13 protein-coding genes and 8 pseudogenes are annotated in these 25,218 nt (G+C 61.9%); 15 read left to right on the forward strand and 6 right to left on the reverse strand.

Annotation, left to right across the window (positions count from 1 at the left end):
- Window positions 1-208: 208 nt before the first annotated feature.
- The 7 genes from HB778_RS37530 to HB778_RS37555 all read left to right on the forward strand — a co-directional run bounded on the left by HB778_RS37530 (window position 209) and on the right by HB778_RS37555 (window position 10,781).
- Entirely contained in the window at window positions 209-2,323 is a 2,115-nt protein-coding gene (locus HB778_RS37530) for a multicopper oxidase family protein (RefSeq protein ID WP_183465519.1), read from the forward strand.
- Window positions 2,310-4,310, forward strand: coding sequence for a tyrosinase family protein (locus HB778_RS37535; RefSeq protein ID WP_183454920.1), 2,001 nt, complete (start codon window positions 2,310-2,312; stop codon window positions 4,308-4,310). Before HB778_RS37530 ends, HB778_RS37535 begins: the two co-directional genes overlap by 14 nt.
- A gap of 40 nt (window positions 4,311-4,350) precedes the next feature.
- The gene (locus HB778_RS42300; protein WP_244662092.1) at window positions 4,351-5,889 is read left to right on the forward strand and encodes a LodA/GoxA family CTQ-dependent oxidase; all 1,539 of its coding nucleotides are present in this window, start codon (window positions 4,351-4,353) and stop codon (window positions 5,887-5,889) included.
- Window positions 5,883-6,995 (forward strand): LodA/GoxA family CTQ-dependent oxidase, encoded by a 1,113-nt coding sequence (locus tag HB778_RS42305; protein ID WP_244662093.1) that lies wholly within the window; start codon window positions 5,883-5,885, stop codon window positions 6,993-6,995. Before HB778_RS42300 ends, HB778_RS42305 begins: the two co-directional genes overlap by 7 nt.
- Window positions 6,992-7,417: a hypothetical protein gene (locus HB778_RS37545; protein WP_183454922.1), complete on the forward strand. Its 426-nt coding sequence runs from the start codon at window positions 6,992-6,994 to the stop codon at window positions 7,415-7,417. Before HB778_RS42305 ends, HB778_RS37545 begins: the two co-directional genes overlap by 4 nt.
- Before the next feature lie 77 nt (window positions 7,418-7,494).
- Window positions 7,495-8,508, forward strand: coding sequence for an NAD(P)/FAD-dependent oxidoreductase (locus HB778_RS37550; protein ID WP_244662094.1), 1,014 nt, complete (start codon window positions 7,495-7,497; stop codon window positions 8,506-8,508).
- 890 nt (window positions 8,509-9,398) lie between these two features.
- Entirely contained in the window at window positions 9,399-10,781 is a 1,383-nt protein-coding gene (locus tag HB778_RS37555; protein ID WP_183454924.1) for a radical SAM/SPASM domain-containing protein, read from the forward strand.
- Between the two features lie 353 nt (window positions 10,782-11,134).
- Here HB778_RS37555 and HB778_RS37560 read toward each other — a convergent pair whose 3' ends face one another.
- Entirely contained in the window at window positions 11,135-12,652 is a 1,518-nt protein-coding gene (locus tag HB778_RS37560; protein ID WP_183463388.1) for a DDE-type integrase/transposase/recombinase, read from the reverse strand.
- 184 nt (window positions 12,653-12,836) lie between these two features.
- On the opposite strand from HB778_RS37560, the pseudogene HB778_RS37565 reads away from it, so the two are divergent.
- Together HB778_RS37565 and HB778_RS37570 are read left to right on the forward strand one after the other, a co-directional pair.
- Window positions 12,837-13,025 (forward strand): annotated as a pseudogene (locus HB778_RS37565) (transposase); the annotation flags it as partial.
- 310 nt (window positions 13,026-13,335) lie between these two features.
- A protein-coding gene (locus HB778_RS37570) for an IS630 family transposase (protein WP_183459129.1) occupies window positions 13,336-14,279 on the forward strand; the annotation gives its coding sequence in 2 pieces (ribosomal slippage) (window positions 13,336-13,672 and window positions 13,672-14,279; 945 coding nt in all).
- A gap of 199 nt (window positions 14,280-14,478) precedes the next feature.
- On the opposite strand, the gene HB778_RS37575 is transcribed toward HB778_RS37570, so the two are convergent.
- Window positions 14,479-15,462 (reverse strand): IS5 family transposase, encoded by a 984-nt coding sequence (locus tag HB778_RS37575; protein ID WP_183454911.1) that lies wholly within the window; start codon window positions 15,460-15,462, stop codon window positions 14,479-14,481.
- 77 nt (window positions 15,463-15,539) lie between these two features.
- On the opposite strand from HB778_RS37575, the pseudogene HB778_RS37580 reads away from it, so the two are divergent.
- From HB778_RS37580 to HB778_RS37605, 5 genes and pseudogenes are all read left to right on the forward strand, one after another.
- Window positions 15,540-15,650, forward strand: a pseudogene (locus HB778_RS37580) (transposase); the annotation flags it as partial.
- Between the two features lie 89 nt (window positions 15,651-15,739).
- A complete protein-coding gene (locus HB778_RS37585; RefSeq protein WP_183463388.1) occupies window positions 15,740-17,257 on the forward strand; it encodes a DDE-type integrase/transposase/recombinase in 1,518 nt (505 codons plus the stop codon).
- Between the two features lie 177 nt (window positions 17,258-17,434).
- Entirely contained in the window at window positions 17,435-18,133 is a 699-nt protein-coding gene (locus tag HB778_RS37590; protein WP_183454909.1) for a recombinase family protein, read from the forward strand.
- A gap of 44 nt (window positions 18,134-18,177) precedes the next feature.
- Window positions 18,178-18,879, forward strand: a pseudogene (locus tag HB778_RS37595) (hypothetical protein); the annotation flags it as partial.
- Window positions 18,880-19,021: 142 nt separating this feature from the next.
- Window positions 19,022-20,263: pseudogene (locus HB778_RS37605) on the forward strand (hypothetical protein); the annotation flags it as partial.
- 276 nt (window positions 20,264-20,539) lie between these two features.
- On the opposite strand, the pseudogene HB778_RS37610 reads toward HB778_RS37605, so the two are convergent.
- The 4 genes and pseudogenes from HB778_RS37610 to HB778_RS37625 form a co-directional block, all read right to left on the reverse strand.
- Window positions 20,540-21,322 (reverse strand): annotated as a pseudogene (locus HB778_RS37610) (IS1634 family transposase); the annotation flags it as partial.
- Window positions 21,323-21,396: 74 nt separating this feature from the next.
- Window positions 21,397-22,379: pseudogene (locus HB778_RS37615) on the reverse strand (IS5 family transposase).
- Between the two features lie 327 nt (window positions 22,380-22,706).
- Window positions 22,707-23,732, reverse strand: a complete 1,026-nt coding sequence (locus HB778_RS37620; RefSeq protein WP_183455345.1) for an IS110 family transposase — start codon at window positions 23,730-23,732, stop codon at window positions 22,707-22,709.
- Window positions 23,733-23,818: 86 nt separating this feature from the next.
- A pseudogene (locus HB778_RS37625) lies at window positions 23,819-23,995 on the reverse strand (IS5/IS1182 family transposase); the annotation flags it as partial.
- Between the two features lie 75 nt (window positions 23,996-24,070).
- Between HB778_RS37625 and HB778_RS37630 the strand changes: the two are divergent.
- Window positions 24,071-25,048 (forward strand): annotated as a pseudogene (locus tag HB778_RS37630) (Tn3 family transposase); the annotation flags it as partial.
- Window positions 25,049-25,218 lie beyond the last annotated feature (170 nt).

Genomic DNA, 25,218 nt, shown 5'->3' on the forward strand with positions numbered 1-25,218 from the left:
CGCGGCTCGGCATCTTAGCCGATTAAAAATAGAATGAGATCGAAACGAAGTGATAGTGATCTGTATAAGTAAGTTCTAAAATTCGTTCGTTCAGTTTTGGTAGAAGTAAAGTTTGGCGTTTTCGGCTTTTCAAGCTAGACAGATCTCCGGATCTGGCGCACTATCTTTTCGGAATACAATCTCGAGCTAATATGTAGGGAGGGGACCCATGTCGCGTCCTGGATTGATGGTGCGTGCGCGAATTCTCGCGGGTGTTTTCCTCAGCAGCCTGGGACCGATCGCGGTGCTGCCCGCGGCGGCCGAGATCCTCAATCCACCTGTGCTGCAGGATGACCGCGCGCCGATTGCCAAGCCTGCCCTGACTGAGCTCGCACCTGCTACGCCACTGCCCGGCAACACGCTGCCGGTGCGCGGCGACCGCCTGCTCAATCTCAAGCTCGACTACATCGACAACCAGATCTACAACCCGTCCACGGGCGGCTACGACAAGGTCCATCTGCGCGGCTACACCGGCAAGGGCGTCGATCCCAGCGCTCCTTATGTCTCGCCGACGATCGAGGCAATTCCAGGCGACACGGTACGCGTCACCCTCGACAATCAGTTGCCGGCAGGACCGCAGCCCGGCGACCCCGGCTGCATGCCCGACGGCCAGATGCCCGACATCCCCCACTGCTTCAACGGCACCAATCTCCACACCCACGGGCTGTGGGTAAGCCCATCGGGCAACAGCGACAATGTGCTGTTGTCGATCAACCCGCAGACGCGGTTCACCTATGAATACAACATCCCGTCGGACCATCCTTCCGGCACGTTCTGGTATCACACCCATCGCCACGGCTCGACCGCGCTGCAGGTGTCGAGCGGCATGGCCGGGGCGCTGATCATCCGCGGCAACCGCTTGCCGACCCCGACCGCGCATGGCGACATCGACACGCTGATCCCGACCTCGGCGATCCCCGAGCGGGTGCTGGTGATGCAGCAGATCCAGTATGCCTGCCGCGGGCCGGCGGCGAAGCCCGGAGATCTCGGCCCGATCAAGCAGGACATCAACGGCCACTATTTCTGCGATCCGGGCGATGTCGGCGGCATCGAGGGCTATGACCAGTTCGGGCCGGGCACCTGGCCGGCGTCGGGGCGCTATACCTCGCTCAACGGCAAGGTGTTCAATCCCAACGACCCCTTGAAGGCGACGCAGGGCCAGATCGAGCGCTGGCGCATGGTCCATGCCGGCGTGCGCGACACGATCAGCCTGCAGTTCTTCAAGGTGCTTGACGGCAAGCCGAAGCCGGGGGTGAAAACGCTGCTCAATGCCGACACCACGGCGGCATTCATCAAGGATACGTGCAGCACCACGCCGGTGCCCTATACGCTGATCGCTGCCGACGGGCTGACGATGGCGGCAGCGCAACCGACCAAGCTTGCAACCTTCCAGCCTGGCTATCGCTTTGACGCGCTGATCGTCTTTCCAGAAGCCGGGCGCTACTGCGTGATCGACTCCTCGGCGCCCAAATCGGGAGTGGTCAACGGGCTTGACGTCGGACCGCAACTGCTCGCACTGGTCGACGTCGCGGCGGGAACGCCGGTCGATAATGTGGAAACCTACATCAACCGCAAGCTGGTTGGCCTGGCCGAGGCCAACATGCCCGCGGACGTCAAGCCGGTGGTGGTGGCCGATCTCAAGGCCGGAACGAAATTCACCAGCTTCACGCCGCATCCCGACATCACCGACGACGAAGTGAAGGGCAACGGCACGCAGGAACTGACCTTCTTCATCGACACGACCGGACCGGACACCAAGTTCGAAGTCGGCAACACGCTCAACACGGCCGACGCGAAGCCCTACGAGGCGACCCGCATCGACCGCTCGCTGCCGCTGGGCAAGGCGCAGGAATGGACGCTGCAGTCGCACTTCGTCAGCCATCCGTTCCACATCCACGTCAATCCGTTCCAGATCGTCTCGATCACCGATCCCCTCGGCAAGGACGTCAGCGCGCCGGGTGCGATAGACGACGCCGGCGGTGCGCCCTACGATCCGCAATATGCCGGGCTAAAGGGCGTGTGGAAGGATACGCTGTGGATCAAGAGCCTGATCCCGCAAAACCTGCCCACGGGTTTTTCAGGCATCTACACGATCACGCTGCGCACCCGCTACGAGCGCTATATCGGCGAGTACGTGCTGCACTGCCACATCCTCGACCATGAGGATCAGGGCATGATGCAGAACGTTGCCGTGGTGCTGCCTGACCAGGTGGGCGACGACGCGCAGAGCGACGCCATGCAGATGGATGGGATGCAGATGGGTGGCCACGATGCCCACAAGTAAGGCGCAGGCGCCGGAACCCGATGCGCCGTTTAGATGGAGCGACGTCGAGGCGATCCTAACCGCTGCGGGCGGCAACGATGGACCAGGCAGCCTGACCGGGTTGACGCTGCCGGATTTCCTGACGCTGCAACTGCAGGGCATGCCGCTGATCGCGCCGCTGACCACAACGTGCTGCGGCACGAGCGACGCCAAGGGGCGCGGCGCGCGCTCGGTGCTGGTCCGCGGCTTGCGCGGACTGCCGCCCTTCGACGGCAGGCAGTTCCCCCGCCTGCCCTGGGGCGGCAAGCCGGTCGCCGACGACGACATCGACCGGATCGAGACCTGGATCGAGGAAGGCTGCCCCGGCGAGCTGATCGAGACGGTCGCGCTTGCCGGCGAAGTCAGCGTGACGACCGAGGCCCGCGTCGAGGTGAAGGGGCTTCCCGGCCCCATCTTCGGCCCGGCATCCGATCCCGCGGCATGGCGCTACGCCAAGGGCGAATTGCGCCAGCGCATGGATGTCGATGTGCTCGACGACGCGCAGAAAGAGCGGCTGCGCCATGCATTTCGCGAGCTCTACAAGCTCAACAAATGGGTCGGCGACAAGCGCAGCTACAACAATCTGGCGCTGATCCACCAGAACCATTGCCAGCATGGCTGGGAGCGCTTCCTGCCGTGGCATCGCGTGTATCTCTATGAATTCGAGCAGGCCTTGCAGGATTTCTGCCCCGACGTGACCATGCCGTGGTGGGATTTCCCGGCCGAGCGTTACAAGCCGGACGATCCGGCCAACGGCGCAATCCTTCCTGATGCCTTCAAAGGCTTCCTCACCCAGGACTCGGTGCGCTTCCTGCGCGACAAGGGTTTTCCGGCCAAGATCGACACGCTGGTCGGCCAGTTCTGGGCCAATCCGACGCAAATCTACGACGCGGTCAGCAAGGCATGCGGCAAGGAGTATGTGGCCGGCGAAAACCGCAAGCGGCTGATCGACGCGGTGCTTGAGGCCAATTCGCTGTGGTACCCGCTGCGCTACTCCAGCCAGTTCGGCAAAGGCACGATCAACACCGTCATCCATTACCATTACCCGGCACAGGAGGACATCGACGAGATCCTCAGCCTGCGCACCTTCCGCGACTTCGGCGGCGGCAGCCTCTATGTCGACAGCTTCGGCTTCCTCGACCAGAACCCGCACAACACGATGCACATCTGGACCGGGGGCATGAACCCTGCGTTCAAGACCAGCGCTCCCCCCGACCGCAACAGCGCGGTGCGCGTTGCCGGGCGCAAATTCCACCAGCGCGACGATCTCTACTCCGAGCCGCAGTTCGGCGACATGTTCTCGAACCTGACCGCGTCCTACGACCCGATCTTCTGGCCGGTGCACGCCAATATCGACCGGCTCTGGTGGCGCTGGCAGCAGCACCATCCCGGCGGGCTGCCAGCCGATCTCGATTCCGCACTGACGCCGTGGAGCTACGCGGTGCGCGATACGCTCGACATGAACCGTTTCGGCTATGAGTATGTCCGTGGCGGATGCCTGATGCCGGTGGGGCTGACCAATCCGGTCGGACGCTTCGTCTCGGCGCCGATTGCGGTGCCTGAGGCGACCAAGAGCTTCCGCTCGGTCGAAGTGCGGCTGCACCGCGTGCCTCAGCTGCTGCGCTCCTGCTTCATTCGCGTGTTTCTCAACACGCAGGATGCCGACGCCTCGACGCCGCTCAACGTGCCGGGCTATGCCGGCTACGCCGCCGTGTTCGGTCATGGCGAATGTTATGGCGGGCCTGGGCATTGCGAGAGTCCGCAAGCGGAGAACCGCAAATTCGATCTGCGCGAGCGCAGCATGAACACGCCGCGCAACCACCGCATCGATGTGACGCGCGCGGCACGCCGGCTGATCGCGGCCGGCGCCACCAGCCTCACGGTGAGCCTGGTCGTGATCGGCGCCTCCTATAAGGAAGACCGCGAGCTGCTGCGGCTTGATGGGGTTTCGCTCAACTTTCTCGACTGACCAGAAGACGCGGCCGGCGCAGGCGCTGAGGGGAAATCAAATGGCCGACCCAACAGTCTATCGCATCCACCCCGCCGTCGGCATCGCCCGGCTCGGCGACAGCCCCGAAGGTTTCTGCATCTCGCCGGAAAAGCCGGCGCAGTTGCCGATCGAATGCGACGCCAACGGCAATGCCGCGAAAGGCGACGCGCCGATCAAAAACTTCAAGGACAGCGAGGGCCGCATCAAGCGCCAGGCCGCGCGTTTCCAGATCTTCGTCTATGACGCGGCCAATCCACAGGGTAGCCCGCTGAAGATCGGCGACCATGTCGAAGGTGGCGGCAATCGCGGCAAGCTGGTCGACATCCAGTGGCGCGTTCAACTCGCCAACAAGAAGGCGGCATGGTTCACGTTCGACGGGCTGCGTGGCGAGGCAGGCTATGCCGCAGACGCGCCGTTGCGCAACGCCGGCATCACCGATCCGGTCGAAAGGCAGAAGCTGATCATCGACGCCGGCCCGCAAGCCGTCGACTGCAGCGCGCGGCGCAAGGCGAGCTTCGGGAGAGACACCAACCCGGCCTATGCCGTCACCTTCCCGCCGACGGGGATGGCGCCGAACGACATCGACACGCTGGGCGACATTATGACCGACGATGACGGGCGGCTGCTCGTGCTCGGCGGGCACGGCAACAGCGGCTCGTTCCTCTCAGGTTTCGGCCATCCGCGCATCGAGACCTACGCCAACAGCGACGGCTGGTTCGATGACATCTCGGACGGGCCGGTGATGGCGCGGCTGGTGATGATGGAGGAGCGCGTCCAGAAGCTGCGCTACATCGATGTCGAATACCCCGCCTGGGTGCTGGTCGGCTATCCCCGCTACGCGCCGGAAGTCCTCGACATGATCACGCTGGAAGACGTGGTCGAAGACATGTCGATCCGCGAATTCGCCTATCGCACCGACATGTATGGCACGGCAGGAACATTCAACGCGCCGCAGAAGATCGACCCGACCGATACGGCGGCCCTGCTGCACTGGAAGGCCGGACCGGTGGAGTGGAACCCGGCCTATCGGCCGTGGTTCTGGCGCGATATCTGGCCGATCATTTTCCGTGCCGACGAATTCTCCTATTTCGCCAACATCCTCCAGCAATCGAACTTTCCGCACAACCAGTCGAGCCGGGGCACGTTCGATCCCTATCGCCTGTGCATCCCGCCGCGGATCGCGCCCCGTGCGCTGGCGCAAAAGGAAGGCCGCGCGAAGGACGATCATGTCGGCGGGGGGCTGCTCGAGGCAGCGGTGGAACCGAGCCTGATGCTGCTCGATGCAACGCAGGCGCCGGGCGCGGCTGACGATGCCGTGGTTGGCGATGCCGCCGCCACGCTCAAGGCGGCAGCGGCGGCTTTCACCGCTGCGGTCTGCCCGCCTGGCGACGGCGAGGCGCCGCGCAGCTATGCCGCGCGCTGGCAAAAGCTGTTCGCCGACAATGACACGGCGGCCGAGCCCGCCTATGCCGAGGCGCGCAGCGCTTTCGACGCGGTGGTCGCGAGCGTGATCGAGCGCATCGCCGCGCCGCCGCGCCACCGCGCAAGCGGATGCTGACGCTTGCCCGGTCCTCGTCGCGGCAGGAGCCGGGTGAACCGGATCGCACCGCCGATCCGGACGAGCCGATTGAAGCTGCGTTGCGCCGGCTGGCGTTCGAATATCGCTCCGGCCAGTTGCTTGACCGTGCGCTCACCGCGGCCGCGAAGGACGCAACGACCGATCCCGGCCGTACCGCGCGGCAGTATCTGTTCGATCTGCTGCGCAAGCCGGGCGAGGAGAACCTGTTCCGGCTCGATGCCAATCCGGCGACCCGAACCTATCACCTGCCGCTGATGCCGTTGCTTGCGGGCGACAATCCGATCACCAACAAGACGGTGAGCAAGTTCCTTCGGCTGACCGACACGCAACTGTTCCTGCTGCGGCAATGGGCGGCGGGCATCTTCATTGACGAGGTGGATGCAGGCTTCGCCCCAGCGATCGATCCGTGGCAGCCCTATAAGGACTGGAACGTGCCGGGCGGACGCGGTCTCGATCAGGGTGTGCTGTCGAACGGGCTCGGCGGCGCCTTCTGCCCGGGCGGTGAAGTGACGTGGATCATCCGCAACCCGGCGATCTGGCGCGAGCCCTATCGGATCAAGGCCGACCCGGAATGGTACGGCTTTGCGCTGACCGCGGCGCAGGAGAACGCCAATCGATGGGGAGCGGGCGTCAGCGAGGAAGGCTATATCGCCTATGCCTCCGACCCGCTGTCGCAAGGCAGCGACCTCAATGTCGGATTGCAGCCCGGCGACCTGACCAAGCTCAGCGGGCTGCCATGGCAGGCCGATTTCAATGAATGCTCCACCCAGACGATCGACGTCACCTACGAAGAATGGAACGTCCTTTATCCCGACAGTGTCGGCAACACGCTGATGGAGCGCGAGCGGCGCGTGTGGGAGACCTTGTGGTGGCCGGCGCATCGGCCGATGCAGGCCTACTATCCCGTCGGCACGGACTTCCAGTTCCGCAACTGGGCGCGCGGCATTCCGCAGACGCTTGCCGGCGACCTCAAGATGGTGACCGAATGGTCGAAGCTCGGCTTCATCGTCCGTAATCCGGCAGGCGGGCTCGATCAGCCCTCGCCCGGGGTCAAGTACATCTGCGTCGAAGATTCGGGAGAATGAGCGTGACCAATCCGTTTGTCGGCAACTGGACCTATCGCAGCTTCAACAACGACCCTGACCTCGGCAAGGCGGCCAACGACCTCTTGTTCGGCAAAGGCACGCTGGCCATTGCGGAGCAGTCCGAGACCGAGCTTTCGGGAACGATCGGCGGGCGGGGATGGTCGCTCGATCTGCGCGGCAGCTTCGGCTACGGCTCGCCGATGCAGGTCCGCTTCCAGGGCAAGGGCGTGGTCGGCGGCGAGCCGTGGATCATCTACGACTATATCGGCTGGCTAGTACCCGTTTGTCCTGATAGCACCGACCCGCTGGAAGTACCCGCGATCGTCGGCTCTGTGGTGCGCACCATCCCACATTCGGGTGACGGCGGCAGCACCAATCCGGCAGGGGTGATGGCGTCCTTCTATGCCGTCCGAGCAGGCTGATTTCGTCGTCATTGGCGGCGGCCCGGCGGGTGCCGCGGCAGCGCTGATAGTTACGCCACCACGCTCCGGGACGGCGCGTGGTGTTGTTCGAGGCGGGGCGGCACGATCGGCCGAAACCGGGCGAGATGTTGGCGGCGGTGGCGCAGGGGCTGCTGCGCCAGCTCGGCGTCTGGACACCGTTCGTTGCCGCGGCTTTCGTGGACAACCGGGCAGTCGTTTCGGCCTGGGCTGGCGAGGCGTTCGACGAGCGGCACAGCATATTCTCCGCCCAGGGCGGGGGCTGGCAACTGGACCGGGCACGGTTCGATCAGCTCTTGATACAGGCTGCAGCGGCAGCAGGCGCGCAGGTGCGGCTTGGCAGCGAGGTGCGTTCGGCGGTGCGTGAAGGCCAGGGCTGGCGGCTCAACCTGGCCGATGGGGATATCGTCGCCAGCGCCGTGATCTGGGCGACCGGCCGGAGCTGGAGGCTGGCCCGATCCTTCGGCGCGAAACTCCGGGCGCACGGTCACCTCGCGGCGTATACCCGCTTCTTCGACCGCGCGCCGGGCAATTGTCGAGTGGTCATCGAGGCGCGCCCCGAGGGCTGGTGGTACAGCGCCGACTTGCCTGACAGACGCCGGGTGGTGGCGTGCCTGACCGATCCTGACCTCGGCAGCGAACTGCGGGACCCGAAATCCTGGTACCGCGCACTGGCGGCAACACAGCTAATCGCACCGCTCCTGCCTCCTGGCGCGCGTGAAACTGCAACGCTGGTGAAATCGGCGGGAACGGCCACAGTCGATCCAGCCGCGGGTGAGCGCTGGGTGGCAGCGGGCGATAGCCTGTTCGCCGCCGATCCGCTCTCGTCGCGCGGGATCGTGCATGCGCTGCGCTCAGGTATCCTCGCCGCCTATGCGGCCTCGGACATGGTCGACGGACGTGACGAACTCGCGCGCACGCGCTACGCGATGATCGCCTCGCAGGGCTTTGCCGACTACGCCTCCGCGCTCGCTAATCACTATGCCGCCGCCGCACGGTGGGACACAGCTTTCTGGCAGCGGCGTCGGCATCAACCCGAAGAGCGCGCGGCGTATCAAGAGCGCGGCGCATGAATTCACCACGCCCGTCGAAGGCCCTGGCTTTCTTGGGTACACGACGGGCATAATGGAAATGCTCGCCGCGCAATCAGGCCTCGGTCACTGCGCTGTCCTTTGCAACAGCCACGCTCTGCCCTCATGAGCGCGCTTTTCAATGTACGTCATAACCGCCCAGGTCGACACGATCACCGGTGGTGCCGGTAACGACCAGTCGCCGCAAACCGCTACATCAACATGGACGACCTGCGCGAGCACAAGAAGCTCGCTCTACGCAAGCCGCATGACCAGCACTATGGCCGCCCCCTTTTGCAGAACTTGACGCACACAACCTCTGATTTCTCCCAAAAGGAATCCCCAAACCTTAAATCGTCACTACGCCCTAAAATTCCGACGAGACAAAACTGTCGGTTATCGGACAAATCTTCCTTGACCGAACGCTCCGACTAGATCCGATCATGTGCACTTTGCACCAAGCTGACTCCGACCTCGAAAAACACCAGCAAAAATAGGCATGTATCGATTCGCCGGATCCACCAGTTGAGATCGGCGGCTACGTCCTCATGGCACGCCAGTTGCAGGTCATCTCACGCAAGCCCTTGGGAAGGTTTGCGATCAACCAAAGGAGATTGACCTATGTCGTACGAACAAAAATCAGGATATCTGCATCAACCAGACGTCCTAGTGAGTTTGGCTGCGCAGCTTCGTGCCGAGGCTTCGCGAGCCGAGGCTCGGGCGCTGCGGTTGAGAGACGGGCTTGAAGTACCCACCTGTGCTCCCGGCTGCTGGAACGCTCTGTCTACCTGCATTCAGGTCCAGCCTCTTTAAGCGGTGCAACTGGCCGGCGTTGTTGTCGGCCAGCTACCTTTCTTGCTTGCCTACAAGCGCAGCTGTGCTCCGAAATCCGAGTGACCAGGGATCATATCGAATTGCTACCCCAGCTCAAAAAAGCGGTACGACTTAAGCCAATGCATGGCTATGCCTTGGTTCATGCTCGCCATCCATCACAGATTCGTATGGTCGATCCCTCTCACGCGTTCTTTCTGTCGCTGTGCGACAGAACACTCCTCACCTCCGAAATCGCCTATATCTATGGGCAGACATTTGGGCTTACGGATGTTGAAGCAAAGTCACAAGTAGATCAGCTGCTTAGGCTTTATCGGCAGTTTCTCACGTTCGAGGCTAAACCAAATCCAACCGAGCGATTTAGTCCGCAGAAATTCCTCTACCCGGCCGATACACCCGCCATAGAACGCGCCACCTTTGGAAAGTGGCCCGTTCCTGCGGGAATCAGTTTCACTCTCACTTTCAACTGCAATTTCAGCTGTTCGTATTGCTACCAGGATCGCCACCAGAGGAGCGACAGACGCTGGAACCTGAACAAGTGCCTTGAACTGCTGGGCGAGGCGGCGGATTGGGGAGTCGTATTTGTCGGCTTAACAGGTGGTGAGCCAACGCTTTTCGACGGCTGGCTTCAGGTAGTGGAGCGCACCCTCACGCTGGGTATGATTCCGGCCATGACCAGCAACGGCACGGTGATAGGGACTTGTCCGGACATTGCCCTTCGGTTAGCAGCTGCGGGCATGGAAGAGATGACGATCAGCCTCGACGTGCCTTCACCCCAGTTACACGACCAAGTTACGCGGTCACGCGGGCACTTCCCAAAGGTGATCGACGCGATCCGGTTTTTGCGGGCGGCGGGGATTCGGGTGGTGGTCAAGAGTGTGCTGACACCGACGACCCAACACGCAGTGGAAGAGACTATAGATCTGCTAGTGGATTTGGGTGTCGCGGAAGTCGGCATCTCCTACATGGAGAGTGGAGCCATTAAGTCCCCTGCCAATCGCGCTCGCAAGATCTCCTCCAAGGAACTGGCCCGCGTAAGAAATCGGATTGAGCGAAAGCGAGAGCAGTATGCACAAATCTGTGCTGTGCATTCGCCAAAGGATTCCATCGGAAAGTGGAACGACAGCGAGTGGTATCCCTGCGGCGGCATCAATATGGGGATGTCAATATTTCCGAGCGGTGACGTCGCAGTTTGTGACAAGATGCATGGGGTGAGGGCCTTTACCTACGGCAACGTGTTCAGCGCGGGACTCAAAGCAATCTGGGACAGTGAAGCGTTTGCTGTCCTTCGTGCGCGCACCGCGAACCCGAAGGTCGTTGATCCGGACTGCGCCCGCTGCAGCAAGTTGCACCTCTGTCGGACATCCTGCTTTGTTGATTCATTCAACGTCACGGGAAGCTACTTCTGCAAGGCCCCGTCTTGCGGTGGTCCCTTCTTCAACTAGCTAGTTTTCGTCCACAAACGCTTCTTTTTGCGAGCATTTGCAATGGTTTGTTGGCCGTTGGTGTGCGTTGAGCGGTATGGACAGGATCGAGGGCTGGCGATCGAGCAGAAAGGCGTTGTGGGCGGGCGTTGGTGCGCGGATATGAAATCGAACGCATTTCGATCTTTAATGTAGTTGGTTATGCCTGCGTGACTTGACGCCGGATAGACTCCGGGCGTGCCCATGCCAGCATGCGGTTGAGAACGATGTGCGACGCGGCAATCAACATGAGAGCGCGTATTGCCTCACCCTGGAATGCTCCCGAACGATCTTTCCGTTGCCTCACCATAATGTTCCCCTGGGCTAGGATTCGATCAATGCGCGATCGGCTCGATTGCCGGCTCCACGTGCATTGGGCCGAACACCATCGCGTGTGCCTTTTCCTTCCGCCAGATCTTCAAGCGGCGCTGCAGCGTGCGCAGAAGTGGATCAGGATATTGCCCCGGCTGCTCCGCCTGCAGACGCACCAGTAATTCGCGGCTCGTCCGCCAGGGCTCTTCGTCGAACCACGCGCGCAACTGGCCTGTGACCTTCACGAGCGGATCCGGTCGGCGACGTCCTCGCTTTTGCCTCGGCCTGGCTCTTGCGGTTGGGCGGACTTCCCCCTCCTTCCAGGCCGTCCGCAAACCCGACAGGAACTGGTCCAGCGCCGGATCGCTCACCACCAGCGCCGGCGTGCAGGATTCATCGGCAATGTCGACGAGGCGCTGCTGCGCCGATCGCATCTCCTGCAGCAGCTTTACCGGGTCCAGCCTCGCCTGTGTTTGCGCAAGCCTGGCACGAACCGCTTCAGGCGTGCGTGGATCTGCCAGCAGTCGCTGGCACGGTGTTGCCGCAGGGTGATAGCGCTTGCGCACGCGGGCGCCGTCCCGTTCCTTTCCGGCCAGCTTGAAGGAGGGTTGGAAGAAGTTCACGAACAGCCGAACCGTCGAATAGAGCTGTGCAAGAGCAGCAGCGGCTTCAAGCCCCTCCAGCCGACGATACCCGACAATGCGTCGCACCACGGCGCCGTTCTTCTGTTCGACAAAGGCCTGGTCATTTTTGCGGTAAGGACGGCAGCGGGTGAACTCGATGCCGGCATCCAGACAGTAGTCGCGTATCGTCTCGTTCAGGAACACGCTGTCATTGTCCGTGTCGAATCCGAGAAGCTGAAATGGCAGGAGCTGCCGCAATACCGTCAGCACCTCGCTCAACAGCTTCTGTTCACGCACCAGCAAGGGCGCGCATTCCGTCCACCCGCTCGCGATGTCGGTAAGACAAAGCGTTTGTATGAAGCTTCCCCGCGTCGTCGGTCCACTGTGCGCTACCAGGTCGGCCTCGACGAATCCAGGCGGAGGATCCTGCCAATCGGAGAAGGTCCGGATCGGAATGCTGCGCCGCAGCGCGGTGGACGCTGTACTGCGACGGCGTCTCGGCCCACCAGCGATGTCTCGAACCTCGCGAAGGGCGCGGTCGATCGTGGCCGCGCTCATCGCCAATAGCCGTGTGCGGATCTCGGCGGTTAGGTGCAGATGCCCGTGACGCTCCATCGCCTCCACCAGAATCGGAATCAGCATCTTCAGACGCTTGCCACAGATGCGATCCGAAGCTTCCCAGAGCACGATCAGCGCTTCGCGCACCGCGTCGTCATAAAGCCGGCGCTCCGGTCGCGGGTCCGAACGCTGCGCCTGTGGTCCATTCCGCAGCAACCGCATGGCATGCTTGCGGTGAACGCCGCTCACCGCCGCGAATTCATCGAGAATGCGCGTCTTCTCTGCCCGATCGCCTCGGGCGTAGCGCTCCGCTACCACCTTCACCAGCTCATCCCGCGTCGCCATGCTTATCCGCCTCATATGATTTGCTCCCGCCCCAAAACTGCGGGGAGCAAATCAGATGAGGCAACGACCCAACATCCGGGAGCAGTTCAGGCGATGCAATGCGCGATCCGCAGTGATCGGCGGCGACGCGGACCAACGGCTTCCTACTATCTACTATAGAGCACTATTTCGGGAAAGGTGCCTTGGCGCATCGCTTACGTTGCGGATGATCCGCGCAGCCGGGTTCGAGCCGCCGGCCGCGCCGCGGGTGGTCGGCATCGACGACTGGGCCTGGCGCAAGGGGCAGCGCTACGGAACGATCATCTGCGATCTGGAGCGCAACCGCGTCCTCGATCTGTTGCCCGACCGAAATGCCAACACGGTCGCGTCATGGCTGAAACGGGCACCGTAAACTTAACGCTGTGAAGACAAGATCGTAAGCGGTGCGCCAAGGCACCTTGCAAGAGGCCGATGAACATGGAGGTTTCGGGCCATGACATTGGAACATGCAAGGGGCGATATGGTCGCCGAGTTAAGCGGCGCCGCGGCGGCCGAAGATCTTACAACGGTGCCCGGGCGCGTGCGGCAACGAAGGCTGTGGAGTTGCACCGAGAAGCGCGCGTTGGTCGACCTAGAGCACGTCCCGCGATCGATGAATCGATTGTGATGTGACGTCGGGCTGCATGGGTGATTCAACATCCCCTTTGATGAGGTGGATGATGGCAAGAGCACTGAGCGGCGACCTTCGATCCCGGGTCTTGAAGGCTTCGGACGCGGGCATGTCGGCACGGCAGGCGGCGGCGCGGTTCGGCGTCGGCATATCGAGTGCGATCCGGTGGATCGCACGGGCGAAGATCGGCGAGCGGATGCCTCGCCCGCAAGGCCGCCGACGCGCGTCCAGCCTTGATGCCCACGAAGCCTTCATCGTCGGGCTGATCGATGAGCGCAAGGACATCACGCTGAACGAAATGGTGGAACGGCTGGGGGACGAGCGGTCGGTACGGATCAGCCGCAGCGCCTTGAGCGCATGGCTTCGCGGCCACGGGTGGACGTTCAAAAAAAGTCCGCACACGCACTGGAGCAGGACCGCCCCGACATCCTGAAGCGCCGTCGCGCCTGGTTCGACGGCCAGCTCGATCTCGATCCAGCGAAGCTCGTCTTCATTGATGAGACCGGGCTATCGACCAAGATGGCCCGTCTGCGGGGACGTGCGCCGCGCGGTGAGCGCTGCCGGGCCGGCGTGCCGCACGGCCATTGGAAGACCACCACCTTCACCGGCGCGTTACGGCTGACAGGAATGACCGCTCCGTTCGTCTACGACGGCGCCATGAACGGCAACGTGTTCCTGGCTTATGTTGAGCAGGTTCTGGTTCCGACCCTGTCGGAGGGCGACGTCGTCATCATGGACAATTTGCCGGCGCACAAGGCGGCCGGCGTGCGCGAGGCGATCGAGACGACCGGCTCGAGGCTCATGTTCCTGCCGCCCTACAGCCCCGACTTCAATCCGATCGAAAACGCCTTCTCAAAACTCAAGGCTCTTATGCGCGCCAAAGCCGAGAGAACAATCACAGCCCTGTGGAACGCCGTCGGATCGCTCGTTGACCTCTTCACCCCAGCCGAATGCCAGAACTACTTCAAGGCCGCAGGCTATGACCCGGATTAAACCGGACGTGCTCTAGCGAGCGCGGCGGGGTCGTCGGTGACCGAGGTCGCGCAAGCGTTCGGCGTAGCGTTGGTGCATGGATCTTTTGTCAACGGTTTGGCGATAGGCAGGCAGGATCGAAATCAGCTTGATTTGAGAGCCATGCGGCGTTGGTGCGCGGATATGAAATCGAACGCATTTCGATCGTCGACGTAGTTGGTTATGCCTGCGTGACTTGACGCCGGATAGACTCCGGGCGTGCCCATGCCAGCATGCGGTTGAGAACGATGCAACCGATGGCAACCTCGGTCTGTTGAGCCGGAAGAGAGCGTGCTCGCAGGCGCCGTCCGATCAGCCCCTTGTATCGTCCGATGGCTGTTTCGCTCAGCGCCCGCTTGCCGTAGCCGGTGGCTGCCTGCCATTTCAGCCGACCGTCGCTTGCGATTGCGGCAATGTGCTTGTCCCTTTGACCAGGCGGTCCGGCATCACGGCTTTCCACCGCCGTGGAACGCGGTGGAATGACGATGTTCGCGGTTGCGCTGTGCTGCAGGATAGACCGATAGGTTGGCTTGCCGTCATAGGCTCCGTCGGCTGTGAACTGGTCGATCTCGCCGTCGATCTGATCGAGAAGCGGTGCCACCTGGGAAGGATCATCCGTGTCCTGATCTGTCAGCCTTTGGGCAATGATCGCGCCACTTTTGGCATCCACTGCCAGATGCAGCTTGCGCCAGTTGCGACGTGATCTGGCGCCATGTTTCTGCTCCAGCCATTGCCCGGCGCCGTAGACTTTCAATCCCGTGCTATCGACAAGCACATGCAGCGGGCCGTCCGGCAGCGGCGGGTTTCGTCGGGCTGATGGCTCCCACTTCTGTGCCCGACGGCTCAGCGTCGTATGATCTGGAACTGGGACTTTCAGCCCCATGAGATCCAGCAGCGAGTGAAGCAATCCCTCGGTCTGGCGCAGCCGCATTGCGAAGACGCAACCCAGCGTCAGCGCTGTCTCAATGGCGAGATCGGAATACCGGGCTTGGCCGCCGCGGGTCTTGCGTCGCGGAGCGCGCCATCCCGCCAGTGCCTCCGGCGTTACCCATAAGGTCAGGCTACCACGCCGGCGCAGACCTGCTTCGTAGTCACGCCAATTCGTCACCCTGAATGTCATCTTTCCGACGTGATGACGACGATCTGCGTTGTGTTTGTACGGCATGGCACTCAAATCAAGCTGATTTCGATCCTGCCTGCCTATCGCCAAACCGTTGACAAAAGATCCATGCACCAACGCTCCCATTGATTGCCACCGCACTGGTGGCTCTGGCGCCATCGCCTGAAACCTTCAAACGTGGGCGGGACTTCGCCGCATGGCTTGGGCTTGTGCCGCGACAACATTCGACAGGCGCGCATTGCATCGCCTGAACTGCTCCCGGATGTTGGGTCGTTGCCTCATCTGATTTGCTCCCCGCAGTTTTGGGGCGGGAGCAAATCATATGAGGCGGATAAGCATGGCGACGCGGGATGAGCTGGTGAAGGTGGTAGCGGAGCGCTACGCCCGAGGCGATCGGGCAGAGAAGACGCGCATTCTCGATGAATTCGCGGCGGTGAGCGGCGTTCACCGCAAGCATGCCATGCGGTTGCTGCGGAATGGACCACAGGCGCAGCGTTCGGACCCGCGACCGGAGCGCCGGCTTTATGACGACGCGGTGCGCGAAGCGCTGATCGTGCTCTGGGAAGCTTCGGATCGCATCTGTGGCAAGCGTCTGAAGATGCTGATTCCGATTCTGGTGGAGGCGATGGAGCGTCACGGGCATCTGCACCTAACCGCCGAGATCCGCACACGGCTATTGGCGATGAGCGCGGCCACGATCGACCGCGCCCTTCGCGAGGTTCGAGACATCGCTGGTGGGCCGAGACGCCGTCGCAGTACAGCGTCCACCGCGCTGCGGCGCAGCATTCCGATCCGGACCTTCTCCGATTGGCAGGATCCTCCGCCTGGATTCGTCGAGGCCGACCTGGTAGCGCACAGTGGACCGACGACGCGGGGAAGCTTCATACAAACGCTTTGTCTTACCGACATCGCGAGCGGGTGGACGGAATGCGCGCCCTTGCTGGTGCGTGAACAGAAGCTGTTGAGCGAGGTGCTGACGGTATTGCGGCAGCTCCTGCCATTTCAGCTTCTCGGATTCGACACGGACAATGACAGCGTGTTCCTGAACGAGACGATACGCGACTACTGTCTGGATGCCGGCATCGAGTTCACCCGCTGCCGTCCTTACCGCAAAAATGACCAGGCCTTTGTCGAACAGAAGAACGGCGCCGTGGTGCGACGCATTGTCGGGTATCGTCGGCTGGAGGGGCTTGAAGCCGCTGCTGCTCTTGCACAGCTCTATTCGACGGTTCGGCTGTTCGTGAACTTCTTCCAACCCTCCTTCAAGCTGGCCGGAAAGGAACGGGACGGCGCCCGCGTGCGCAAGCGCTATCACCCTGCGGCAACACCGTGCCAGCGACTGCTGGCAGATCCACGCACGCCTGAAGCGGTTCGTGCCAGGCTTGCGCAAACACAGGCGAGGCTGGACCCGGTAAAGCTGCTGCAGGAGATGCGATCGGCGCAGCAGCGCCTCGTCGACATTGCCGATGAATCCTGCACGCCGGCGCTGGTGGTGAGCGATCCGGCGCTGGACCAGTTCCTGTCGGGTTTGCGGACGGCCTGGAAGGAGGGGGAAGTCCGCCCAACCGCAAGAGCCAGGCCGAGGCAAAAGCGAGGACGTCGCCGACCGGATCCGCTCGTGAAGGTCACAGGCCAGTTGCGCGCGTGGTTCGACGAAGAGCCCTGGCGGACGAGCCGCGAATTACTGGTGCGTCTGCAGGCGGAGCAGCCGGGGCAATATCCTGATCCACTTCTGCGCACGCTGCAGCGCCGCTTGAAGATCTGGCGGAAGGAAAAGGCACACGCGATGGTGTTCGGCCCAATGCACGTGGAGCCGGCAATCGAGCCGATCGCGCATTGATCGAATCCTAGCCCAGGGGAACATTATGGTGAGGCAACGGAAAGATCGTTCGGGAGCATTCCAGGGTGAGGCAATACGAGCTCTCACATTGATTGCCGCGCCGCACGCGGGTAAGCGGTGCGGTCAATCGAGGTCATGAGATGTCCAGAAAAGGGTCCGCCGAAGGGGCGACGGAAAGTGTATGAATTGAAGGCGTTAGGACATAGCGATTCGCCGTCCGGAAAGGAAGACATTCTGGGACGCAATCATCGTCACTTCCATGCCAAAAACCGCACGGCACTTTACCTGCGCGTCTCCACGCCGGAGCAGAAGCCCGATCTGCAATATGATGGGTTGCATGGCTACGCTGCGCGCGCCGGACTGGAGATCGTCGGAGACTACTGCGACATTGCGGTGTCAGGCCGCCGCGAGGGACGCCCCCGGCTCAACGCCTTGATGGCGAGTGTTCGTAACCGTGAGGTCGATTGTGTCCTGGTCTGGAAATTCGACCGTTTCGCCCGCTCCACACGTCACCTTCTGATCGCCCTCGAGGAATTCGATCACCTCGGCGTGCGCTTTATCAGCGTTCAGGATCAGATAGACACCGCAAGCCCCATGGGGCGGGCCATGTTCACCATCATCGCAGCCATGGCAGAATTGGAGTCCTCTTTGATTAGCGAGCGCGTCACCGCTGGAATGCAGGCGGCGCGATCGCGCGGCAAGCATCTCGGACGGCCAAGTCTCCCAATTCTGTTGGTTGAAGAGATCGAGGTGCTTGCCGCATCAACCGATCTGAGCATTCGAAAGATTCAAGAGAAAATCGGAGGAAAAGCCAGTCGAGGCCGCGTTGGTGAAATCGTCAAACGCGTCCGATCGGCAAAAGCGTCGACCGGGTGAACTTTTTACACGTACTTTCAATCTACCCCCGCAAGGACTCCATCATGCAAATCAAAACCGCAAGCCTTGGCCCTAACGCGCATCGCACGACCCGGTTGCGGGCGACGGATCGTCACCCGCCGACCGCAGCATCGAGATCGAAGCGGGACACGGCAGCGGCACTCTGTGGCCCACGGACGGCACGCAAGCACGCGCGTGCCCGAGACCGGCTTCGGAAACCACGATGTGCCTCGCGGACCTGCTGTCGATCTCCAGCCAGCGGCCTTCGAGGCCCGAAGTCATACCGGCCATTGTGCAAGCCGGGGACGATGAAGGCGTCCCGGATTTGCTTCCGCAACCGGCCCGTTCCGGGGCGAGCCAGCCGCGCCTGGCCAATCCCGGCGAAGCGAGGGACGTCGAGAGCGGGTTGCTCATGCGCGATTGCTCGTCGCGGATCGCCGCCTTCCTGGGCAACCTGTCGGTCGTCCAGGAGCTTCGGCAGTTCGATGACAGCGAGTTCGTGGGCAAGCTGCGTAACGAACTGGTCACCGAGCCCGGATGTCGAGAGCCGAAGACGCTGCTGGCCGCCATGGGCGAGAAGGTCGATGAACTGCGGTCGCACCTGGACAAGCAGGCGTCGACACCAGAGGAGGCGGAGTTCCTGGCAGAGGCCCGGCGCTATCTCGAGCCGGTCATGACCAGCTTCGAGACCGACATCCACACCTTGCAGCACGACGCGAGTGCCGCGAAGCGGATATACTAGGGAGCAGCTTGGCGTCCGTTGTCGGGCGTCGCATAAGCGAGACCAGCTGTATCGCCGTATAGGTGTGCAATGTTGAACGCAGCGTAGGTGCCAGTCTTCTGGGTGAACAGCGTGGCGAGCGGCAAGGGGTAGAGCAGAAGCGTCAGCGGCTGTTCATGAAGCACGCCATCAACCGGCACAGCCTGGTCTTCTTCATCTCGCTGATCTATGCCGTACCCACCTTCTACGCCAAGGCCGCGCCGCTGCAGCGCAACGCCGGCTTCGTCGCCGGCGCAGCGGCAGCGCAAGGGGCGATGATGTTCGGCCTGCGGCTGGGGCAGGACCTGATGGACTCGATGCGGCTGCGCTTCAACGGCGCCTTCAACCGCAGGCGTGATCTTCCCGACGGCTTCAGGGACGCCATTGAGGGAGTCGTGGGCGATCTGCGCGCGGGTCTGAGCAACGTCAACCGCTCCGTCGGCGAATTCCAGAAGGACCGGCGGATCACGCCGCACATGGATCGGCAGCTCACCTTCTTCAAGCAGGACCTGTCCAGAATCGTGACGGGCCTTGAGCGGCTCGTAGCGACCGGGACGCGGCAGGAGAGCCCGGTCGCCGCAAGCGATGACCCACCAGGCCCCCTAGAGGCGGTGCGCCGGACCCTGGACGCATCGTTCGCAAACAACCCCGACCTGAAGGGAAAGCTCGCGCTGGCGACCGTAGCCTTCGCCGTCCTCGGGTCAAACATCGCCCTGATGCGCAACAACGGGCTGGCCCTACCTGACTTCATCGCCGATGCGGTCGTCTCGTCGACGTTCCTGCTCCGTGAAGCGCTGAGCCCGCACGTCACGCACGCGGGGATGAACGACAGCGTGAGCGACACCGTCGGCGGTATGACGATCGGCCTGCCCTTCTCCGTAGCCGCTGTGATGAGCGGCTACATGGACGACCCCAGGGCCAACCCATCGGGCTTCATAGCCGGGACCGTCGGCTACACGGCGGCCTACCTGCTCTTCGGCCGGGTGGCCGGCGACGTCATGTCCAAGGGCCTCATGGCTACGAGCGGAGCGCTCGGCTGGGGCCAACAGCAGGCGATCCGACTCGGCCGGAGCGCGATGGCCTTGGGTTTCGAGCTGGTCGCCGGGCACCGCTCGCCGGCTGCAGCGGATGTGCACGACGTAGCCGGGGTCGAGATGGCGGGTGTGCCGCATGAGCCGCTGTTCTTCAGCCCCTCACAGCGGGCGTCCGCCGAACGCACCCTGGTCGGCACGCTTGAGCAGATCGGCGACGAGTGGTACGAGGCGCGCGACGAATGGGAAGGCGAATCGGAGGGGACGGCGGGTAGGGACGACCCCTGGGTCGACGCACCGGCGGAGCTGCCCATGCAGCCGGCGCCTCAGTCGGAATAAGCAGCCCTGCACGCGTATGGGGTCGGGCGGGATTCCTGAGCGGGAGGGTCGGTAGGGATTCGTGTAAGAAACCTTTACTGACAGCGAGTTAGCTCACTTTTGGCTGTTTTGTACACAAATCCCTGCCAAGCCTCTATAGAGGCTCGAGAATCCCGCGCGTCAATGCTTCGTCGTCCCAGCTATGACCCCACTTAAACACCGCCTGTAAGAATATGTTATTATATCAGCACGTTAGGCGCGCGCCGGCGCGTGTTACCACTACATTTTGGGATGATCTCAGGCGAGTTGTTCGTCGAGGTTGTGTGGCAGAGCGATGCCAGCTGCCTTGAAGACGTTGCCCACTTGGCCCGTAACGTGGGTTCTGGTGGTGACGATGCGACCATCCTTTTCGATGGTGGCTTCCTGGAGGCGGTCGAGATCGCGTAGAAGCGGCTGCCATTCGGGCGTCAGGCCTTTGGCCCGGCAGAGGCGGTACAGTTCCTTGCTGAGTACGAGCCCCAGGAACGAGCAAAACACATGCCCGCGGATGGCGGCATCGGATTGGTGGAAGATCGGCCGGGTATTGAAGGTTGCCTTGGCGGCGCGGAACAGGCTCTCGACCTCGAGCAAATCGCGATACCGCAGCACGGCCTGGAGCGGGGTCACCTTCGCGTTGGTCCGCACCACGGTGATGCCGTCGTACCGGGCTTCCTCGGCAAGCTTGCCGACATCGATCTTGAAGTTCTTGCCGCTGGCCTTGAGGTAACGCCGGTAGGCCGAGTTGCCGACCAGTGCCTTGTCGCCCTTCTTGAGCTGTGCCTCGAGGCCGGCGATGATCGCCTGGCGGCCGGCCTTGTCCTTCTCGGCCTCGGCGTCATTGCGGCTGACAATATAGCGGTCTTTACCGACCTTGACCTCTTTGACCCACAACTGAGTTTCACCGCGCTGGCGCTCGAGAACGAGCGGAACCATCGGTGCCGCGTCATTGAGCACGACGTTGTGGATCACGCTGCTCGAGCGTTCGCGGGCCCCCAGAATGTATTCCATGCCCAGCTTTTCGAGCGCGGCGATGGTATCGGCGCGGCGTTGGTGCGCGGATAGGCGTTGGTGCGCGGATATGAAATCGAACGCATTTCGATCTTTAATGTAGTTGGTTATGCCTGCGTGACTTGACGCGGGATAGACTCCGGGCGTGCCCATGCCAGCATGCGGTTGAGAACGATGCAACCGATGGCAACCTCGGTCTGTTGAGCCGGAAGAGAGCGTGCTCGCAGGCCCCGTCCGATCAGCCCCTTGTATCGTCCGATGGCTGTTTCGCTCAGCGCCCGCTTGCCGTAGCCGGTGGCTGCCTGCCATTTCAGCCGACCGTCGCTGCGATTGCGGCAATGTGCTTGTCCCTTTTACCAGGCGGTCCGGTATCACGGCTTTCCACCGCCGTGGAACGCGGTGGAATGACGATGTTCGCGGTTGCGCTGTGCTGCAGGATAGACCGATAGGTTGGCTTGCCGTCATAGGCTCCGTCGGCTGTGAACTGGTCGATCTCGCCGTCGATCTGATCGAGCAGCGGTGCCACCTGGGAAGGATCATCCGTGTCCTGATCTGTCAGCCTTTGGGCAATGATCGCGCCACTTTTGGCATCCACTGCCAGATGCAGCTTGCGCCAGTTGCGACGTGATCTGGCGCCATGTTTCTGCTCCAGCCATTGCCCGGCGCCGTAGACTTTCAATCCCGTGCTATCGACAAGCACATGCAGCGGGCCGTCCGGCAGCGGCGGGTTTCGTCGGGCTGATGGCTCCCACTTCTGTGCCCGACGGCTCAGCGTCGTATGATCTGGAACTGGGACTTTCAGCCCCATGAGATCCAGCAGCGAGTGAAGCAATCCCTCGGTCTGGCGCAGCCGCATTGCGAAGACGCAACCCAGCGTCAGCGCTGTCTCAATGGCGAGATCGGAATACCGGGCTTGGCCGCCGCGGGTCTTGCGTCGCGGAGCGCGCCATCCCGCCAGTGCCTCCGGCGTTACCCATAAGGTCAGGCTACCACGCCGGCGCAGACCTGCTTCGTAGTCACGCCAATTCGTCACCCTGAATGTCATCTTTCCGACGTGATGACGACGATCTGCGTTGTGTTTGTACGGCATGGCACTCAAATCAAGCTGATTTCGATCCTGCCTGCCTATCGCCAAACCGTTGACAAAGGATCCATGCACCATGTGTAGACGCCCGTTTGGCAAGAGGAATCTTTAGTTGGCATTGCGCGTTGTCGGGTGCTGACATGTGTCCGGCCTGTGTTGCGGCTTTCACACATGCCGCGGGCCCTTATGGTGTTCGCAGGTCAGGTCCAAATCAACGCCGCGTGCTCTTGAGACACTTTGGTGCACACTGGTTTTCCTGATCCCGTCTCACGACCGTTGCGCCATACTTCCGATGACCTCTCTCGCTGCGACGTCCCCTCGGTTACGTTGGCTTTAGACCGCAGCAACCGGAGCTCTGTATATTCCTCCCTTGGCCATGATAGCCCAGATCATTCGCGCCATCTTGTTGGCAAGCGCCACCCTCACCAGCATCGGTGGTTTATGCGCCAGCATCTTGGCCAGCCACGTGCCTGGTGTTGCACCCTTGCGGGCGCGCCACACAAGCTCGCTATTGGCCCCTATGATCAGGAGCCGCCGCAGAGATCGATCCCCCATCTTCGTCGTGGAGCCGAGACGCTGTTTGCCGCCTGTCGAATGTTGTCGCGGCACAAGCCCAAGCCATGCGGCGAAGTCCCGCCCACGTTTGAAGGTTTCAGGCGATGGCGCCAGAGCCACCAGTGCGGTGGCAATCAATGGGCCAATTCCGGGAACTGTCATCAACCGGCGTGCGGTCTCATCTTCACGAGCCCGGCGCACAATCTGTGCATCCAGCACGCGAATCTGATCATTCAGTTGGGACAAGCTTGCTGTCAGAAACCGCAGAGCAGTCCGCGCAGTTTCTGGAAGAGCCGTTTGCGGATCCTCAATCATCGCAATCAGTTTCGAAGCGAAGCTTAAACCCTGCGGCACGACTTCACCAAATTCCGCAAGGTGGCCGCGCAGCGCATTGATGGTCTGCGTGCGCTGCCGGATCAGCAGATCGCGGGTGCGCAACACCACTGCTGCGGCTTGTCTTTCTTCGCTCTTCACGGCAACAAAGCGCATCGTTGGTCGTTGCGCCGCCTCGCAGATCGCCTCAGCATCAGCCATGTCGTTCTTCTGCCGCTTCAAAAAGGGCTTCACGTAGGCCGGTGGGATCATACGGACTTCGTGTCCCAAATGCCCTATCTCACGCGCCCAGAAATGCGAGCTTCCGCAGGCTTCCATCGCAACCAGGCACCGTGGCAGGCCACCAAAGAATTTCAAAACCCGCCCGCGCCGCAATTGCTTGCGAAACACAACAGCACCTGTTTCGTCAGCCCCGTGGACCTGAAACACGTTCTTGGCTAAATCCAAACCGATCGTACGAACTTCGCTCATGATGCCCATCTCCAATGGTGGTTTAAACAACTCCACTTTGCCACACACTGCGGTCGTCGCGGGCGTCTACACCATCAACGCTGGGCTTGGCCGCCGCGGGTCTTGCGTCGCGGAGCGCGCCATCCCGCCAGTGCCTCCGGCGTTACCCATAAGGTCAGGCTACCACGCCGGCGCAGACCTGCTTCGTAGTCACGCCAATTCGTCACCCTGAATGTCATCTTTCCGACGTGATGACGACGATCTGCGTTGTGTTTGTACGGCATGGCACTCAAATCAAGCTGATTTCGATCCTGCCTGCCTATCGCCAAACCGTTGACAAAGGATCCATGCACCAACGCTCCTACAATCGCTTCCCCTTGCCGAAAATCTGGGGCGCCGGCCGGGCGGCGATCGCCGATGGCACGCACGTCCCGCTTCGCGAAAACAACCTCCTGGGTGCTCAGCATATCCGTTACGGTGCCTATGGTGGCATCGCCTATCATCACATCGCTGACAACTATATCGCGTTGTTCACCACCTTCATCCCCTGCGGCGTCTGGGAAGCGGTCCATATCCTGGACGGCCTCATGAAGAACCGATCGACAATCCAGCCGGACATCCTCCATGCCGACACCCAGGGTCAAAGCGAGCCTGTCTTTGGTCTTTCCCGCTTTCTCGGCATCATGCTGATGCCGCGTATGCGCAATTGGGGTGACGCCACCTTCTATCGGCCCGACAAATCGGTGCGCTACCAGCATATTGACAGGCTCTTCACCCGCGAAATCGACTGGAGCTTGATCTCGACGCATTGGCAGGACATGATGCAGGTCGTCCTCTCCATTCAGGCCGGCTTGGTCCTACCCTCCATGTTGCTGCGCAAACTCGGATCGCACAACCGGAAAAGTCGGCTATACCAAGCCTTCCGCGAACTCGGTCGGGTCGAGCGTACGCTGTTCCTGCTGCGTTATATCGCCAATCCCGACATCCGGTGCACCATCTGCGCCGAAACCACGAAAATCGAATCCTTCAATGATTTCCTCGACTGGATCACATTCGGCGGTCCAATCATCAAGAGCGGGGATCCGGTCGAGCAGGAAAAGCAGGTCAAATATGCCAGCCTGGTCGCGAACGCTATCATGCTTTCAAATGTCGCCGACTTGACCGAGGCTCTTGCTTCCATGGCCAATGACGGCCTGCACGTCACTCCGAAGCTTGCTGCTGCCCTCAGTCCCTACACCCGTCGGCACATTCGCCGATTTGGAAAGTACGAACTCGACATGGACGACCGGCCTGCGCCACTCGTGCCGAAACAATTGCCCTTCGACCTGCCCCTGTGAACTTTTTACATGTACTTTCAATCCACCCCAAATTCGAACCCATCGACGCCAAGCCATGGCCGCGTGGGAAGCCGTGAGTGCACGGCCTGCCTGAAAAGCGCGGTGTCGGCCTCACGCGGCCACATTTCAAACAACGTGACAACGCCCACACGGCTATTTAGAGATCCGAC

Origin of the sequence: Mesorhizobium huakuii (assembly GCF_014189455.1) — a bacterium.
Lineage (GTDB): Bacteria > Pseudomonadota > Alphaproteobacteria > Rhizobiales > Rhizobiaceae > Mesorhizobium > Mesorhizobium huakuii_A.